Below are 17,186 nucleotides of genomic sequence, written 5' to 3'. Positions count from 1 at the left end.
GAATTGGCATCCGAGACGTCCATAACGTGGCAAGTTGAGCAGGGTGTCGGGTTGACTCGCGGCGACGGCGAAATCCACTGCATTCATCAGGCGGCCGCGGTGGCCGCGGCCTACGTCGGACGGGCCTCGACTCGGAACTGGCGGGGGGCGACGGTCAGATGAGCCTGGGTCGTGAAGGTGGTGAAAACCGGCGTGCGTGGGCAGGAACCTCTGGGCCGATGATCGGTCTGGATGGTGTATCCGCCCAGGCATTATCTGACACGATCGGCGCGATCTATGACTGCGCGCTCGATCCGCAACTATGGCCTGACACCTGCCTGAAGATTGCCGATCTTTGCGAGAGCACAGGGGGCGGCATCTGCGTGCACGATCTGCGGCACGCGCGAAACGATCAGCTGTTTGTGTTCGGCTATCAGCCGCAATTCCTTGAGACGCTGGGAAGCCAGTATGCTCAAAGTCCGATGGCGGCAGCGGACATCGTCGCCAGCGTCGGCGACGTCAACATTCTCTCCACCGACCGCCCCGCCTTGCTCGAAAGCCGCTTCTACCAGGAAGTGCTCGCGCCGTTCGGGCTGACGGACATGATCTGGTTTCCGGCGTTGCGGACCGGCGGCCGCATGGCCTCGATGCATGCATCGCGGAAAGACAAGGCGCCGCATTATCAGCAGTTCGAGATCGGCCTGTTCAAGCTGCTTTCGCCGCATGTCTGTCGCGCTCTGACGATTTCGGATGCGCTCGACATCCGGACGCTGCGGTCCGAGATGCTGGAGAAGACGCTCGATGTCCTCGCCGCGGGCGTTTTCCTCACGGACCGCGGTGGCCGGGTCGTCTACATGAACGAAACGGCCGCGCGCCAGGCCAAAATAGGCACGTCGATTCGTATCCTGAACAACCGCCTCGATCCCGTCGATTCCGCCGCACGGGCCGCCTTGTCCGTGGCAATCGCCCAGGCGACGAGTCATGACGATGAAGGGGCTACAAACCCGCGTTCGCTCGCCATCCCAGCTGTAAGTGGCGCCGGCTATATCGCAACCCTGCTGCCGGTGCAGCGCGGCCAGCGACGCGACATCGTGGCCCCGTTCGCGGCTTCCGTCGCCATCTTCATGCAGGATCCGATCGAAGCCCCGATGATGCCCGGCGAGGCCTTCGCCAGGCTTCACAAGTTGACCGGAGCCGAATTGCGCGTGCTGATGGCGCTGGCGCAAGGGCTGGGCGCCAAGGATGCAGCCGACATGCTCGGCATTAGCGAGCCCACCATACGCAGCCATTTGCAGCACATGTTCTCGAAAACCAACACTCTGCGCCAGGCCGATCTGCTGCGCCTGTTGCAGAGCTCGACGCCGGCGGTTCGGGCTCCGCAAGCCCTGTGACGGCGCGTGTCATACCGGGCTTGGCCGCGATTGATCCAGCGAATCTCATCGGTTCCGATGATGCGCAGCGACGCCGAATGGCTCAGCATTCCGCGGAGCTCCGCCTAACGGGTTAGCGCGTGACCCGAGCCGCAAAGGCGCATGGAATTTCAAACGTCGCCATTTGGGCTGCGGGGAGTCTAACTTGTTCTGTATCCCGAACTCTCGCCGCAGTGTTTCACGCGGCGATCTTCGCTGCGTGGCTGTCTCGGAACGCCGCAGCGGCCTGTTTCCCGCTGCGGCGCTCGTCGGCGTCCTGTCGCTCGTCCCGATCGCCGGACTGACCCTTGGTTCGATGCCGGCCAGCGCGGGCAGTGGCGGTAGTGGCGGTACCGCTCTGGCCAATGCGCCTAGCAACGGGGGTGGGGCTGCGGGACCGGGTGGCGATGTCGGTCAATCCGGGACAGACGGTAGCACTGGCGGCGCCCCCAGTGGATGCGGCTTTTTTGAGAGGACTGGCGGTGGTGGCGGCGGCGGCGGTGGCGGCTCAGGCGGCGGCGCGGGCGCGGCAGGCGGCGCAGGCGGCATTGGTTGCGGAGCGGGCGTAAGCGGCACGGGCGGCGCAGGCGGCGCGGCCGGTGCGGAGGGGGCGGCCGGCGAGGCGGGTGCTCCGGGAACAGCGGGGAGCGGCTCTGGGACAGGCGGCGGAGGTGGCGGCGGTGGCGGCGGCGGTAACGGACTAACGACGGCGGGGCCGCTCGTTAATTCGGTACAGTTGTCCGGCGCGACCGGCGGCAGTGGCGGTCTTGGTGGATCATCCAGCGGCTTCGATCAAGCGAGCGGCGGGGGCGGCGGTGGCGGCGGGGGCGGCGCCGGTCTGGTGGTGACCGCGGCTACATCCATCACCAACCTATCGACGATCACAGGTGGCACGGGCGGTATTGGCGGAGGCGGTGGTAGTATCGATGCCTGTGTCAGCTGCGGGATTGCCGATGCCGGTCTTAGCGGTAACGGCGGCGTGGGGGTGGAATTCACGATCTCTGGAGCGGCACTGACGAATCTCGGCACCATTACGGGCGGCACGGGATCGAATAGCGGGGCTGGTGTTACGGGTTCCGGCCTGACAATCAACAACAGCGGAACGATTTCGGGTGCCTACGGCATTATTGGAAGCGACCTGTCCATCACCAACAGCGGAACAATCAGCGGAACAATCAGTGCGATTCAATTCACAGGCGGCGCTAATACGCTTGTTCTCCAGGCTGGCGCCGCGCAGGGCGTCATATCTCTCAGCGGCGGAACTCTTACATTCAATCAGTTCGACGACGTATCCTTGAGCGTACTCGGTCAACTTGGAACGACGATCATCCAAAACGGATCCGGCACGCTGACGCTGGCCACGGGCGGCAGCGACGTCAGGATTTTTAGCGGTACGGTGGCGGTGGGCTCTGGCCTCGGCGTAGGACCAGTTACGATCGATGGCGGGACATTTCAGATCTATGAAAGTATCGTCACATCCAATCTATTCAGGATCAATACGACCAACGGCACGATCGATACTCAAGCAAACTTTGTCACCCTGGCCCCCGCTTTCAGGATCATCGGCAATTGGGGATCGGGCGCCATCGTTGACGGCAACGGTCCCGGTGCCCTCACAAAAATCGGGTCCGGCCAACTGAGGCTGTTTTCGGTCAACAGTTACACCGGTTCGACTTCGGTCAACGAAGGCACCCTTGCACTCGGCGGCGTGGGCAACATCGCGGCTTCGAGTGGCTTGACTCTGTCACCGGGCGCAACCTTCGACATTCAGCTCTGATAGCCGCCGGCACCACGATCCGGTCCCTGGCAGGTACCGGTGGAACCGTGAATCTCGGCACCAAGACGCTGACATTGTCGAACGCCTCCGGCACGTTCGGCGGCGCCATCAATGGCAGCGGTGGGCTGACACTCATGACCGGGACCCAGGGCCTGAGCGGGAGCAACGACTATACGGGCGCGACTGTTATCGACGGTGGTTCGCTGGCGCTGGTTGGCGGCGGCAGCATCGCGGCTTCGGCTGGCGTGAACATCAGTGCGGGTGGGAATTTCGACATTTCTGGGTCGTCAGGCCCTGGCGCGACGATCAAGCTGATCAATGGCCTCGACGGCACCGTGACGCTCGGCGCCAACACTTTGACGTTATCGGACGCCGTACTCGCCATATTTGGCGGCGCGATTAACGGAAGCGGCGGGCTCACGCTCGCGGCTGGAACGCAAGGCTTGAGCGGGAGCAACGGCTATACGGGCGCGACCTTGATCGATGGCGGCGTGCTGGCGCTGGTTGGTGGCGGCAGCATCGCGGCTTCGGCCGGCGTGAACATCAGTGGGGGCGGGAATTTCGATATTTCTGGGTCGTCGGGCCTTGGCGCGACGATCAAGGTGCTCAATGGCCTCGGCGGCACCGTGACGCTCGGCACCAACACTTTGACGTTGTCGGACGCCTCGCTTTCCATATTTGGCGGCGCGATCAAGGGAAGCGGCGGGCTCACGCTCATGGCCGGAACCCAAGGCCTGAGCGGGAGCAACGGCTACACTGGCGCGACCTTGATCGATGGCGGCTTGCTGGCGCTGGTTGATGGCGGCAGCATCGCGGCCTCCAGTGGCGTCGGGATCGCCACTGGCGCATCCTTCGACATTTCCCTGTCGTCCGATCCCGGCGCGAGCATCAGGTCGCTGACCGGGACCGGTAACGTGGCGCTTGGTTCGAAAACACTGACGCTGTCGAACGGCGCCGGCACATTTGCCGGTGCCATCGATGGAAGCGGCGGCTTGGCGCTGACGGCCGGGACCGAGACCTTGACCGGGAGTAATGGCTACACGGGCGCGACGACTGTCAATGGCGGCAGGCTGGCGCTGAGCGGAGCGGGCAGTATCGCGGCCTCGAGCGGCGTGAACCTGGCAGCGGGCGTGTTCGACATTTCAGCCGTGAGGGGGGCGGGCGCCGCCATCCGGTCGCTGGCCGGTGCGGCCGGAAGCGTGACGCTCGGCTCTAGGACGCTGACGCTGTCGAACGCGTCGGGCACATTTGGCGGGGCGATCACCGGAAGCGGCGGGCTGACGCTGGCGGGCGGCACCGAGACCCTGACGGGAAACAGCTCTGCCTTCAGCGGCACGGTCAATGTCAATTCCGGCAGGCTGCTGATAGGAGCGGGCGGCACGCTCGGCAACGGCGCGGTCGCCTTCAACGTCAACAACGGCGGCACCCTCGGCGGAGGGGGCATGGTCGGCGGCAACGTCGCGGTCAATGCAGGCGGCGTCCTGTCCGCGGGCCTCAGCCCGGGCACGCTGACCATCAGCGGCGATCTGGTCCAGAACATCGGTTCGATCAACACTTTCGAGCTTGGGCAGCCCGGTGTCGTCGGCGGCGCGAGCAATGATTTCGTGAATGTCGGCGGCAATCTTTCGATGGGCGGCACGCTCAACCTCGTCGCGGCGACGGCGGGCTGGTACCGCCTTTACGACGTGGTGGGAACGATCTCCGGCTCGTACGGCACCGTCAATTCGGGGGCGTTGAACCATACGATCTACACGACGATTCCGAACCAGCTCAACGTGCTGCTGGCCGGGGCCGGTCAGATCGTTCAATTCTGGGATGGTGCCGATGCGACCGGCAACGGAGCCGTCGACGGCGGTACCGGCTCCTGGAGCGCCTCCAACACCAACTGGACGTCGCAGCCGGGCATGCAAATCAACGACCAGTGGCGTGGGGGCGTCGGGATTTTCGGGGGCGTGGCGGGAACGGTCACCGTCGCAGGCGCGCAGAACATTCAGGGCCTGCAATTCACGGTTGACGGCTATTCGTTGACCGGCGGAACGTTGAACCTGACCGGCGATCCCTTCAGCGATCCGGCCAAGACCTTCATCACGACCGATGCCGGTGTCACGGCGACGATCGACTCGACCATCGTCGGCGCCGGCATTGGCCTGACCAAGCAGGGCGCCGGCACGCTCATTCTCACCGGCACCAACACCTTTGATGGCGGCATGACGATCAACGCGGGCACCCTGCAGCTCGGCAATGGCGGCACCACCGGCTGGATTGTCGGCGATGTCACCAGCAACGGTGTCCTTGCGATCAACCGGTCCGACACGGTGATATTTGGCAATGTCGTTTCCGGCGCCGGCGCACTGCATCAGACCGGCATCGGCACACTCGTCCTCACCGGCACCAACACTTATACGGGCGGCACCACGATCAACGCCGGCGTTTTGCAGATCGGCAACGGTGGCACCACTGGCTCGATTGTCGGCGATGTCGCCAATAACGGCGTCCTTGCGATCAACCGGTCTGGCGCGCTGACGCTGCCCGGCGACATCTCGGGCACCGGCACGCTGCATCAGAACGGCACCGGTACGCTCGCTCTCACCGGCACCAACACGTATACGGGCGGCACCACGATCAACGCTGGCACCTTGCAGATCGGCAATGGTGGAACCACCGGCTCGATTGCCGGCGATGTCACCAACAACGGCGTGCTTGCGATCAACCGATCAGACGCGCTGACGCTGCCCGGTGACATCTCGGGCACCGGCTCGCTACAGCAGAACGGCACCGGCATCACCACGCTGGCGGGCGCGGCAAGCCATTTCGGTGCGACGGCGGTCAATGCCGGCACGCTTCGGGCGAATGCGGCCAACCGGTTCAGCGCCGCCAGCGCGGTCACGGTCGCGGTAGGAGCCGCCCTCGACGCCAACGGCTTCAATCAGGCCATCGCCTCGCTCGCCGGCGCGGGCAATGTGGCGCTCGGCGCCGGGCGGCTGACGCTCGCCAACGCCGCATCCACCACATTTTCCGGTACGATTGCCGGCAGTGGAGGGCTGACGCTTGCCGCCGGCATGCAGACCCTGTCAGGCGTTAGCACCTATACCGGCGCGACCGCCGTCAATGGCGGCACGCTCGTCGTCAACGGCTCTATCCTCTCGTCGTCCGGCGTCACCGTGGCAGCCGGCGCCACGATCGGCGGCTCCGGCCGGCTTCCCTCGATGACCGTGAACGGCACGCTCTCGCCCGGAAATTCGCCGGGTACGCTGACGGTGAATGGCAATCTCGTGGTGGGGGCGGGCTCGCTCTATCTTGCCGAGGTGCAGGGCGCGGTGTCGGACCGGATCAACGTCACCGGCACGGCTGCGCTCGCCGGCACGCTGCGGCTCGTGCCGCTCGGCGGCGCCTATCTGTTTTCCGCGCCCTATACCCTGCTCTCGGCGGCAGGCGGGCGGACCGGCAGCTTTAGCCCGGTCGACACGACAGGTGCCTTCGGCGATGGCGTCACCACGAGCGTCGCCTATACCGCGACCGATGTGCAGCTGACTTTGTCGCCGAAGCCGCTGGCACCGATCGTCGACCCCGAGCCGCCCGTCACGCCGACCGACCCTCCGGCCGAACCGCCGGTCGCGCCGCCGTCCGAACCGCCAGTCACGCCGCCGGCTCCAGGCCCCGGCACGCGGCTTGGCATTGGTCGGCTGGCCAACGCCTATGCGGTCGCTATCGGCATCGACAGGGCGGTGGCGGGCGGTGCCGACCCGTCCTCGCTGTTCGGGATCTACAACCTGCCGGCGGCGGCGATCCCGGCTGCGGTCAACCAGCTCTCGGGGGAGGTCCACACCGCCGTTCCGGCCATGGCGGTCTCGGCCGCCGACCAGTTCCTGCGCGTCATGCTCGATCCGGAAGCGGCCGGGCGTCTCGCCGGCGAGGCCGTGCCGGGGCCGGGCCAGGCCTTGTTCTCGGCTCTGGTCAGCAAAGGGGGCAACGCGCCGACGCGGCCAGCCGTGCTCGACCCCTCGCGCTTCTCGCTCTGGGGCGCGACCTTCGGCTCGACCGGGCGCAGCGAGGGCGACAGGGCTGTGGGCTCCGCGAATCGCAACCTCTCCGATGGCTTTCTGGCAGTTGGAGCCGACGTCAGACTTGGCTCGAACACGGTCGCGGGTCTCGCTGTCGCGAGCGGCCAGTCGCGCGCCTCGCTGTCGGGTGCGCTCGGCAAGGCGGAGGCTGACGTCTTCCAGGCCGGGTTATATGCCAGGACCACCCTCGGGACCGTCAACCTCGCCGCGGCTCTGGGCTATGCCAGGCTGGATGCCAACACCACCCGCGCGATCCCCGCGCTCGCCCGCAACGGCATCACCGCCTCCTATGTGACGCAAGGCTGGAGCGGCCGGATCGAGGCCGGCGTGCCGTTGGCAAGCTGGGGTGCCCTCACGTTCGCGCCGCTGGCCGCCTTCCAGGCCGTGCGCGCGAGCAGCCCCGCCGCGATCGAGCGCGAGGGGGCGGGTTCAGCCCCCGGCACGCTGACGCTGGCAAGACGTTCCGACATGACCAGTCGCAGCGAACTTGGGCTGCGGATCGACGCCACTCTGTTGGCGGGCGCCGCTCCCGTTACCGGCTTCGTTCGCGCCGCCTGGGCCCATTACTACCAGCGCGACGCCGACCTGACTGGCTCGCTCAACGGTCTTCCCGGCGCGAGCTTCACCGCCGCCGGCGCCAGACCCGACCGCAACGCGGTCTTGCTCGCTGCGGGCGCCGACATCAGGCTCAGCCAAAGCGTCAGCCTCGGCGCTCGGATCGACGCGGAGCTATCCGAGAACAGCCGCCGCATCGGCGGAACCGCTCAGCTCAGGGTCAGCTTTTGACACAGGTGAGGCCTGCGCGATCGGTTGGGTGTCGGGTGACGTCGGCTGGGCGCATCACCTAAGGCTGCATGCCACCCGACCCGCTCACTTGCTGCGGCCGCCCCCCGAGACGCCCTCGTGCCAGCCTCGACCTTCCCCCAAACCGGCAACTAAACTGGCCGAAACCGGCAGTTGTCGGAGTCTGAAATTGTGGAAAGCGGAAGTTCCATCCGAATATGATCCACCGCATGAATCCATAGAGAACCCAGAGATCGCGCCGCTGATCTGATCGAAGGTTGTAGGGGCGGGACAATCGAGAACCTCCGGTTGCAGGACGCATGGCCGGATAGCCAGCCGTCTTTGCGGTCTTCGAATTCGTTTGGTCGCTTTATCACGACTTCAAGGAGCACCTGGTTCGCGAAGAAGACCGTGCTGATCCCAACCCAGGCCCTACTGGCGACCTCTACCGGATTTCCCGGCTTCGGGTTATAATGCACTTTTCCAGCAACCTTTTCGTAACCTGGGAGGGTGTTGATTTAGCCTGTCGACTGTCCGCCACCGTGGTGACCCCAGGTGCCTGCACAATTCACGACGCGCGATCTCCCACAACACGAACAACTCCAGGCTTGGCGAGCCTGGAATGGCGGGCTCTTTCACGTAGAGGACGCAAGCGCGGCATGTCCTTACTCGACGGTAGCCTGGGCGCCCCGCAGTTCGGGGTTTCTACGGTTAAGACACCGCGCGTCACGATGACGAGAGACAGGCGACTTGTGCGCTCTAATCCTGTGGATCATTGGGTATTCACGGTCGGCAAGCGCCATACTAGTGGCCATTTTCGAGGCGAGTGCCTGAGATTCCACCTCACGTTCCGTTCATCGTGTCGCTTGGTCACTCGTTTACCAGCCAGCGTGCGCCCGACGCGGCTGTATAGAGCGCGAACGGGCACGTCAGTTCGCACTTTCGAGACCAGGAGCGCCAGGCTCGGCTCGATCCGCGCCGGCATACGATCGAAGATCAACGCACGCTGGCCGGCGGCAGAGCGGCGCGCAACCGGCCCCTTCAAGGTCTCGGCGACCGGCCCCGACCGACCGCAACACGCGACGCGCACACTGAACGAAACTCCGCAACGCTACGTAGCGCCAACGGCGGCACATCCGAATAGTTCCAACCTTCTTGACACCCTTACAGGCGATGACAACTGGTAAGCAGGTCATTCGATCTTCGGGGCGAAACCTATGCAGAATAAGCCATGCCGTGTGATTGCCGTGTCGGACGAAAAGCAGATCATTATCAGCGCTGACCCTAGCGAGGGTGCGATCCTGCTGTTCGAAGTGCCAGGGGAAGCTAGTCTGGAGCTCAAGATCCCCGCGATCGCCTTCGCAAAGCTGGAAGGCCTGCTCGCCAAAGCGAGCGCGACCCAAGCGAAGCTCAACAGGCCGCAGTGATGTCGGACACGTCACGGCTGCCACCCGAAGACCCCGCCGTCGATATGAAGACGGATGACGAGTTTCGACAAGCTCTTCAACGCGTTCGCGAACTCGAAGATGCAGAAGTTGGTACTTCCCATGACGTGGAGCGTGCCGCGCTCGAGCGTGCTATCGCCGCGTTCATGGACCGGCGGCGCGGTTCCGGCACGGATCGGTCGATTTGAAGCTTGAGCCACCGGATAAGGAAACGGCGCTCCTGATCGCAGCCGCCATTATAGCGGTGTTTGGCGCGTGCGTTGCGATCTGGTTTGGTCCGTTCTGAAAGGCGCGCAGACGAGATGCGCCCGAGTTTCTCAAAAAGCCGCCCGTGACCCAGGCGAAGCCGTAGCGCGAAAAAATCGAACGATCTGTCATCATCGAGCCTCCGGTCCATCCGCTAGAATTACGCAGCGGGCTCGCCTTTGCTCCGAGCTCGTTCGGCACGCCGCTCGAATTCGTTCCTCAGCTCCTCGAGTCGATGCTGATCCATTTCCTCGAGATCCAGGAGTTCCTCCCGCGCGCCTTCCAGCCGCACGATCAGCTCGTCGAGCTTGATCTGCATCGCGGCGGTATCGCGGTTCTGGCTGTTCTGGATGATGAAGACCATCAGGAAGGTGACGATGGTCGTCGAAGTGTTGATCACGAGCTGCCAGGTATCATTGAATCCGAAGAACGGCCCCGATACCGCCCAAATCACGATGATCGTCAGCGCCAGGAAGAAGGTGTGAGGCTTGCCGGCCCAGCGTGAGACGACCTGGGAAAGGCGCGTGAAGAACGAGGCGTTGCTCGCATTGAGCTGGTTCAGTGAGCTATCGTAGTCGGACATTGTATCTCCGGAATTGCGGGTTGCGGCGGATAACCGCAACCCGCCTCTGACATCACGCAGCCTTCGGCTGTGCCGACTTGTTGATCGATCCGACCCCAAGCTTGCTGAATAATTCGTCGGTCTTCACCTCCTCCGCCAAGGTCTGGTCGAGCAGGCTCACGGCTTCCGTCAGACCGAGTTGCTGCGCCCAGGCCTTGAGCGTGCCGTAGCGCGCGATCTCATAGTGCTCGACGGCCTGGGCCGAGGCGAGAAGGCCCGCATCAAGTGCAGGACTATCGCCATAATCCTCCATCACCGCTTTGCCCTCCTCGACAATGCCAAGGATGGCGTCACAGGTTTTGCCGCGCGCCGCCTTGCCGGCGATCTCGAACACCTGTGCGAGCCGCTCGACATGCCCCTCGGTTTCGCCGCGGTGTTTCTCGAAGGCGGCCTTCAGCTCCGCCGAGTTCGCCGCCTTCGCCATTTTGGGCAGCGCCCGCAGGATCTGCTTCTCGGCGTAATAGACGTCCTTGAGGGTGTCGATGAACATGTCGTTCAACGTCTTCGGTTCAGTGGCCATGTGACTCTCCGCGAGAGGGTTGATGGAGTCACAAACCCGGGCTTTTCAGCGCATTCCGGGGGGTGACCGCGAAGCCGCGCCGCATCGAGCGTGGCGCGCCGATAACCTGCAGGCTCGGCGCGGGTTCCGCTTGGTCCGCCATCGTACAAAACAGTACGCGCCGGATCGAAACCGCGTCCGCCACGTTTGCTTCTCGATTCACATCTGCGCGGGAGAATGAAGATGGCTGATGACATCAAGCAATCGCCCAGCAACTCCGAATCGGAATTCCAGGCATTCAGTAGACGTGTTGACGAGGGAGCGGTAGGCCGCGCCTCCGAAAAGGCGGGGGCCGGGGGCGACGACCGAAACGGCGAATTGACGGCGAACCTGAAAGAGTTCGGCATCGATACCGACCGGATGGCCGAGGCCGCGAACGAGCGCGTAGGCGATTTCCAGCAAATGCTGATAGACGAGGTTCGGAACCGCCCGATGCAAGCGTTATGCTGGGCTGCGGCGGCCGGAGTTGTCGTCGGCCTGCTTGCAGCGCGCTGACCACACGTTCGGCTCGGCATTCACCCTCGTCGCGGCCGAGTTGAAGAGCCGTCTGCAACGGCGCTTGTTGGCAATCGGTCTCGCTGCAGCCGCGACTTTCCTGCTTCTGTGCACCGGCGGCTATCTGCTTGATGCGCTCCATGCCTGGCTCTCGCTTCACTACGGTCGCGTGGGTGCCAGCCTAATCGTTGCCGCGCTCCTGCTGGTCGCGGCCGGTGGCCACGCGTTCTGGGCGTCGCGGTTGAACAAGGCTCCCGTATCCGGCAGCCTCTCCAGGGCTCTCCCGAGTGTCAATGGAACGCTGCTGGCCAAGCGTGGCCTCGCCGGCGCAGGAGGTCTCACCGCCGCCCTCGCCACGCTCGGCCTGATCCACTGGTACCGGCGGCGCTAGACGGCCGCCAACGGAGCGTCGTCATAGGAGAACGAATGATGCGAGCCCTCGTCTGGCACGGCAAGGAAGACATTCGCTGCGATACGGTCAGCGATCCCGAAATCGAGCATCCGCGCGATGCGATCATCAAGGTGACGAGCTGCGCGATCTGCGGCTCGGACCTGCACCTGTTCCACAATCTCATCCCTGCAATGCTGCCCGGCGACATCATGGGACACGAGATGATGGGCGAGGTCGTCGAGACCGGCTCCGGCGTCGGCGGGCGCCTGAAGAAGGGCGACCGGATCGTCGTCCCTTTCACCATTACCTGCGGCGAGTGCGAGCAGTGCCGGCGCGGCAATTTCTCGATCTGCGAGCGCAGCAATCGCAAGAAGAAGATTGCTGACAAGGTGTTCGGACATTCGACCGCAGGGCTCTTCGGCTACACGCATCTCACCGGCGGGTTTCCGGGCGGCCAGGCCGAATATCTGCGCGTGCCCTTTGCCGACACGACCCATATCAAAATCCCGGACGGCCTGACCGACGAGCAGGTTCTGTTCCTGGGCGACATCTTCCCGACGGGCTGGCAGGCGGCCGCCCAATGCGACATCGAGCCCGGGGACACGGTGGCGATCTGGGGCTGCGGCCCCGTCGGGCAAATGGCGATCCGCAGTGCGATCCTGCTCGGTGCCGAACAGGTCGTCGCGATCGACTGCCTGCCGGAGCGACTGTCAATGGCGGAGGCCGGCGGAGCGATCACGATTAATTTTGAAGGAGAGCGTCGTCGAGCGGCTGAACGATCTGACCAGCGGAAAAGGGCCGCAAAAATGCATCGATGCGGTCGGCCTCGAAAGCCATGTCTCCTTCGGACAGCCGGACACGCTTTACGACCGTGCCAAGCAGATGCTGCTCGCCGAGAATGACCGACCGCATGTGCTCCGCGAGATGATCTATGTCTGCCGCCCGGCCGGGACGCTTTCGATTCCCGGCGTCTACAGCGGCCTGCACGTCGCGTGTTGCGGTCGGGGCCTGCCACCGAGACCTTGAAGGGGCCGGCTGCGCGCCGCTCCGCGCGCGCTGATCTTCGATCCGATGCTGGAGCGCATCGGAGTTCCGCGGTCTTTACGGATGAGCCCCAGCTGCGACACGCCTCGTTCAAGGGCTTGCGCGAGGAAGCCGAGACGCGACGACCTCATCCGTTTCGGCTATCCGGCAACTCTTCCGATCACGGTCAGAAAATTTGAGCGTGCGTCGAGCCTAGCGGTGCGGTGTCCGGATTGCGCCTGTCGGATCACCATGCTGGGACTCGCTGCACAGGGTGAGACAGAGCCGACCCCCAAATCGGGCGTCGGCCCACTTGATGAGACGATTGGTAATGCATGTATCGCTGCTCAGCTGAGTACGACAGCCAGGATAAGCGCTGCCGAGGCGAAGAGCATTCCTGTCGCAATCGCCCGATCGACCGTGTGATTGCCGTTGCCGAACCGAGCTCGCCTGTCCATGTAATCGATCGACATCATGCCGCCTCGCTCTCAAGCAGACAATTTGTCGTCGCCAGCGCCGTTGCGGCCCGAGCGCAATTCAACGCTGGAACGAGGGAGACGATCGAGAGCCAGTAGAGCATCCATCACCTCGTCGAACGTCACTGGATCAGTGGCGAAGAGCGGGTGGCGTAGCGCGGGGCAAGATTCGACAACGCATGAGTCCGACGCCCAGGATGAAAGAAGCGCGCGCTTCTCCGCAAGACTCAGATGTTCATCCCGTAAAATGTCCCCGGGGCGTTCGTAGAACCGGTCGGGATGCAAGAGCCGATCAATTGGCTCATCGCGAAATGGGGTTTTCGTGAAAGCGGTGGCATTCGCTGGCTGCTTCATGATGGAGCTCTCCGGTTATCTCCTTTCCTCACTGCGAAGAGCAGTTGAGAAGTATTTGGTTCGCCCGACAAGCGGTTCAAGGCCGTCAACGACTCTATTCGTCGTCTCGTTTGGTCAAAGCAACGATCCAAGTAATTCGCGGTTTGAGACGCCTGGAGACGGGATGAACGTCGATTCAACCCGGTCTGATTTCAGCTCGGGAGGATACCTTTCGCCGCGACGCTCGCGCCGCGCGCCTCGAAAAGATCGGCAAAGTCGGCCTCGAAGGCGATCTCGATCGAAATGCGCCGCCCTAGTTCCCGACGACAGGCGCGAAGCAGGTCGCGGCCCAGAGAAAGCGACCGGCACAAGTGCATGAAGTCATGCTCGAGCGCGCCCGTCGGCGTCGTCGTACACATCCGGATTGGTGAGATCACAGCTGCGTGGCTGACAGATGCCGGGCGTCATGGTGGAAGATGCCCTCCGGAATGCGGGGTGAGAGCACGTCGTCGTTGTGATCGAAAGCGGCAAAGTAGCGCCATGCATTAGTGCGCAGCCTGCGCTCTTGGAGCGAAGCCATGGCAAGAATGAAGAATTGAACCAAAAGCCCCGCGGGCGCGAGCGCATGCGGTACAACTTCAGCGCGGATTGATGGCATCTCCAGAACAGCCCTAAGCTACCGCCTGCAGACCAAGCTCGCCGCCACGGCGTCGCCGGATGGACGTCGCCGCGGCGCGGACGCCCGGTAAGCCGCTGTAGATCGCAGTATACTCCTGCGTCATGCGCTCGACCGTGAAACGCTTCTCGAAGGTCGCCCGCACTTTACCACGGTCGAGCTGATCCAGACGAGAGACTGCGTCGGCGGCATCTGTGACGGATTCCACGATGAAGCCGGACACCCCGTCATCGATCACTTCCGGCACCGAACCGCTGCGGAAGGCGATCACGGGCGTGCCGCAAGCCATGGCCTCGATCATGACGAGGCCAAAGGGCTCGGGCCAGTCGATCGGGAACAGCAAGGCGCGGGCATTGCCGAGGAAATCGGCCTTCTGCTCCTCGTCGATCTCGCCGACGAACTCGACATTGGGATGCGAGGCGATCAGCCGCGCGATCGTATCGTCCCAATAGGTTTGATCGACCCTATCGACCTTGGCGGCGATCTTGAGCTTCATCCCCGCATGCGCCGCGATCTCGATGGCTCGATCCGGGCGTTTCTCCGGCGAGATGCGGCCGAGAAAGGCGAGATAGTCCCCTTTTGGCCTGGCCGTGAGCGGTAGAAGATCGCGTGGCAGGCCGTGCGCGACATTGCCCGCCCAGTTGAGGTGTCGAGGCAGGGGGCGGCGCTGGTCGCGTGAGATCGAGACCAGCGGAATCTCCGGGAAGGCCGCGTAGAGGCACTTTAAATCGGGAAGGTCGAGCCGCCCGTGCAGTGTCGTCACGGTGCGATCGGCAATGTCGCGGATGAGTGGATAATGCAGAAGATCGGTGTGGAAATGGAGGATGTCAAACTCCTCGGCCCGCTGGCGGACTTCGTCCAGCATCATGATGTGGTAGGGCAAGTGATCCTTCACCGCCGGGTTCAACCTCAGCGCCATGTCGGAGCAGCGGACCAGCCGCGCCGCGGTTTTCGAATCGCCGCTGGCAAACAACGTGACCTCATGGCCCTGTCGGACAAGCTCCTCGGTCAGGTAGGAGACAATGCGCTCGGTGCCACCATAAAGCCTGGGCGGGCAGCGTTCGGCGAGCGGGGCAATCTGGGCGATTTTCATCAGCAAAACCTCCTCGTGAGAGCGAAGCGTCGACAATGAAAGCGCGCGGCCGCGAGGCCCGCGCGGCTGAACCGCCGTTCCCGAAGGACACGGCAGAGGCAGAATAGAAAAATGAGGCCCGGAGCGGCTCCGGGCCTCAAGCCGCTATCAATAGTCCATGCCGCCAGCCGGGAGCGCGGGGGCCGCTTCCTTCTTCGGCAGCTCGGCGACCATCGCCTCGGTGGTGATCAAGAGGCCCGCGACCGAAGCCGCATCCTGGATTGCCGTGCGCACGACCTTTGTCGGGTCGATGATACCGGCCTTGACCAGATCGCCATAAGTGCCCTTCTGGGCATCGTAGCCATGGTTGTAATCCGCGGCCTCGAGCAGCTTGCCGATGACGACCGCGCCGTCATCGCCGGCGTTGTCGACAATTTGGCGGGCGGGAGCCGTGATCGCCTTGCGGACGATCTCGATGCCAGTCTTCTGGTCATCATTGGCGGGCGTCAGGCCCTCCAGTGCCTTGACCGCACGCAACAGGGCGACGCCGCCGCCCGGCAGGATGCCTTCTTCGACCGCCGCGCGGGTGGCGTTCAGGGCATCGTCGACGCGGTCCTTCTTCTCCTTGACCTCGACTTCGGTTGCGCCGCCGACGCGGATCACCGCGACGCCACCAGCGAGTTTGGCCAGACGCTCCTGCAGCTTCTCACGATCGTAGTCCGAAGTGGTCTCCTCGATCTGCGCCTTGATCTGCGAAACCCGCGCCGTGATCTCCTGCTTGGAGCCAGCACCATCGACGATGGTGGTGTTCTCCTTCTCGATGCGCACTTTCTTGGCGCGACCGAGCATCTGCAGCGTGACGTTTTCGAGCTTGATGCCGAGGTCCTCGCTGACGGCGGTGCCGCCGGTCAGGATCGCGATGTCTTCGAGCATGGCCTTGCGGCGGTCGCCGAAGCCAGGCGCCTTGACGGCAGCGATCTTGAGGCCACCCCGGAGCTTATTGACGACGAGCGTGGCGAGCGCCTCGCCCTCGACATCCTCGGCGATGATGAGCAGCGGCTTGCCGGTCTGCACGACGGCCTCCAGCAGCGGCAACATGCTTTGCAGACCCGACAGCTTCTTCTCGTGGATCAGGATGTAGGGATCCTCCAGCTCCGCAATCATCTTTTCGGAGTTGGTCACGAAATAGGGCGAGAGATAGCCGCGGTCGAACTGCATGCCCTCGACGACGTCGAGCTCGGTCTCGGCGGTCTTGGCCTCCTCGACGGTGATGACGCCCTCGTTGCCGACCTTCTTCATCGCTTCGGCGATCATCTCGCCGATCGTGCGGTCGCCGTTGGCCGAGATGGTGCCGACCTGCGCGACTTCCTCCGAGCCGGTGATCTTCTTCGAATGCTCGCCGAGCGACTTGGTGACCGCATCGATGGCAAGATCGATGCCGCGCTTGAGGTCCATCGGGTTGATGCCGGCGGCCACAGCCTTGGCCCCCTCGCGGACGATGGCCTGCGCCAGGACCGTGGCGGTCGTGGTGCCGTCGCCGGCGGCGTCGTTCTGTTTCGAGGCCACCTCGCGCACCATCTGGGCGCCCATGTTCTCGAACTTGTCGGAGAGCTCGATCTCCTTGGCGACGGTGACGCCGTCCTTGGTGATGCGCGGGGCGCCGAACGACTTCTCGATCACGACGTTGCGGCCCTTCGGACCGAGCGTGACCTTGACGGCGTTCGCCAACGTATCGACGCCGCGCAGCATCCGCTCGCGCGCGTCCTGCGAAAACTTCACGTCCTTCGCAGCCATGATTCCTCACTCCTTCAGACTTGAGGTTTCAGTTAGATGGGTTGG

The 17,186-nt window shown here is 64.0% G+C and carries 15 protein-coding genes and 1 pseudogene; 9 read left to right on the top strand and 7 right to left on the bottom strand.

Annotation, left to right across the window (positions count from 1 at the left end):
* Window positions 1-218: 218 nt before the first annotated feature.
* From EV560_RS05725 to EV560_RS05705, 6 genes are all read left to right on the top strand, one after another.
* Window positions 219-1,370, top strand: a complete 1,152-nt coding sequence (locus EV560_RS05725) for a helix-turn-helix transcriptional regulator (protein WP_131854786.1) — start codon at window positions 219-221, stop codon at window positions 1,368-1,370.
* Between the two features lie 425 nt (window positions 1,371-1,795).
* On the top strand, window positions 1,796-1,957 hold the full coding sequence (locus EV560_RS35700) for a hypothetical protein (protein WP_165923339.1): 162 nt from the start codon (window positions 1,796-1,798) through the stop codon (window positions 1,955-1,957).
* Between the two features lie 167 nt (window positions 1,958-2,124).
* The gene (locus tag EV560_RS35695) at window positions 2,125-3,165 is read left to right on the top strand and encodes an autotransporter-associated beta strand repeat-containing protein (protein ID WP_165923338.1); all 1,041 of its coding nucleotides are present in this window, start codon (window positions 2,125-2,127) and stop codon (window positions 3,163-3,165) included.
* A gap of 47 nt (window positions 3,166-3,212) precedes the next feature.
* Window positions 3,213-8,012 carry an autotransporter-associated beta strand repeat-containing protein gene (locus EV560_RS05715; RefSeq protein ID WP_131854784.1) on the top strand — a complete coding sequence of 1,600 codons (4,800 nt, stop codon included), beginning with the start codon at window positions 3,213-3,215 and terminating at the stop codon, window positions 8,010-8,012.
* 1,214 nt (window positions 8,013-9,226) lie between these two features.
* The gene (locus EV560_RS05710; RefSeq protein ID WP_131854783.1) at window positions 9,227-9,436 is read left to right on the top strand and encodes a hypothetical protein; all 210 of its coding nucleotides are present in this window, start codon (window positions 9,227-9,229) and stop codon (window positions 9,434-9,436) included.
* The gene (locus EV560_RS05705; protein WP_131854782.1) at window positions 9,436-9,642 is read left to right on the top strand and encodes a hypothetical protein; all 207 of its coding nucleotides are present in this window, start codon (window positions 9,436-9,438) and stop codon (window positions 9,640-9,642) included. The genes EV560_RS05710 and EV560_RS05705 overlap by 1 nt, the downstream gene beginning before the upstream one ends.
* Before the next feature lie 218 nt (window positions 9,643-9,860).
* Here the strand turns inward: EV560_RS05705 and EV560_RS05700 are convergent, their stop codons facing one another.
* Window positions 9,861-10,283, bottom strand: a complete 423-nt coding sequence (locus EV560_RS05700) for a low affinity iron permease family protein (protein ID WP_131854781.1) — start codon at window positions 10,281-10,283, stop codon at window positions 9,861-9,863.
* Between the two features lie 52 nt (window positions 10,284-10,335).
* Complete coding sequence (locus EV560_RS05695) at window positions 10,336-10,842, bottom strand: YciE/YciF ferroxidase family protein (RefSeq protein ID WP_131854780.1); 507 nt, start codon at window positions 10,840-10,842, stop codon at window positions 10,336-10,338.
* Between the two features lie 222 nt (window positions 10,843-11,064).
* On the opposite strand from EV560_RS05695, the gene EV560_RS05690 reads away from it, so the two are divergent.
* The 3 genes and pseudogenes from EV560_RS05690 to EV560_RS05680 form a co-directional block, all read left to right on the top strand.
* Complete coding sequence (locus EV560_RS05690) at window positions 11,065-11,376, top strand: hypothetical protein (protein ID WP_131854779.1); 312 nt, start codon at window positions 11,065-11,067, stop codon at window positions 11,374-11,376.
* Window positions 11,348-11,767, top strand: coding sequence for a phage holin family protein (locus EV560_RS05685; protein WP_165923343.1), 420 nt, complete (start codon window positions 11,348-11,350; stop codon window positions 11,765-11,767). The genes EV560_RS05690 and EV560_RS05685 overlap by 29 nt, the downstream gene beginning before the upstream one ends.
* A 38-nt stretch (window positions 11,768-11,805) precedes the next feature.
* Window positions 11,806-12,751: pseudogene (locus tag EV560_RS05680) on the top strand (alcohol dehydrogenase catalytic domain-containing protein); the annotation flags it as partial.
* 527 nt (window positions 12,752-13,278) lie between these two features.
* On the opposite strand, the gene EV560_RS05675 reads toward EV560_RS05680, so the two are convergent.
* The 5 genes from EV560_RS05675 to groL all read right to left on the bottom strand — a co-directional run bounded on the left by EV560_RS05675 (window position 13,279) and on the right by groL (window position 17,141).
* Entirely contained in the window at window positions 13,279-13,620 is a 342-nt protein-coding gene (locus EV560_RS05675; RefSeq protein ID WP_131854777.1) for a hypothetical protein, read from the bottom strand.
* 191 nt (window positions 13,621-13,811) lie between these two features.
* Complete coding sequence (locus tag EV560_RS05670) at window positions 13,812-14,018, bottom strand: glycogen debranching N-terminal domain-containing protein (protein ID WP_131854776.1); 207 nt, start codon at window positions 14,016-14,018, stop codon at window positions 13,812-13,814.
* A gap of 14 nt (window positions 14,019-14,032) precedes the next feature.
* Window positions 14,033-14,257 carry a hypothetical protein gene (locus tag EV560_RS05665; protein WP_131854775.1) on the bottom strand — a complete coding sequence of 75 codons (225 nt, stop codon included), beginning with the start codon at window positions 14,255-14,257 and terminating at the stop codon, window positions 14,033-14,035.
* A 13-nt stretch (window positions 14,258-14,270) separates the two neighbouring features.
* Window positions 14,271-15,368 (bottom strand): glycosyltransferase family 4 protein, encoded by a 1,098-nt coding sequence (locus EV560_RS05660; protein ID WP_131854774.1) that lies wholly within the window; start codon window positions 15,366-15,368, stop codon window positions 14,271-14,273.
* Window positions 15,369-15,515: 147 nt separating this feature from the next.
* Window positions 15,516-17,141, bottom strand: a complete 1,626-nt coding sequence (gene groL / locus EV560_RS05655) for a chaperonin GroEL (protein ID WP_131854773.1) — start codon at window positions 17,139-17,141, stop codon at window positions 15,516-15,518.
* Window positions 17,142-17,186: the final 45 nt, after the last annotated feature.

Source organism: Allobosea sp. BK604 (assembly GCF_004341515.1).
Classification (GTDB): Bacteria; Pseudomonadota; Alphaproteobacteria; order Rhizobiales; family Beijerinckiaceae; genus Allobosea.
The sequence above is the reverse complement of the archived record's forward strand: the minus strand, read 5'-3'. Positions and strand labels throughout refer to the sequence as shown.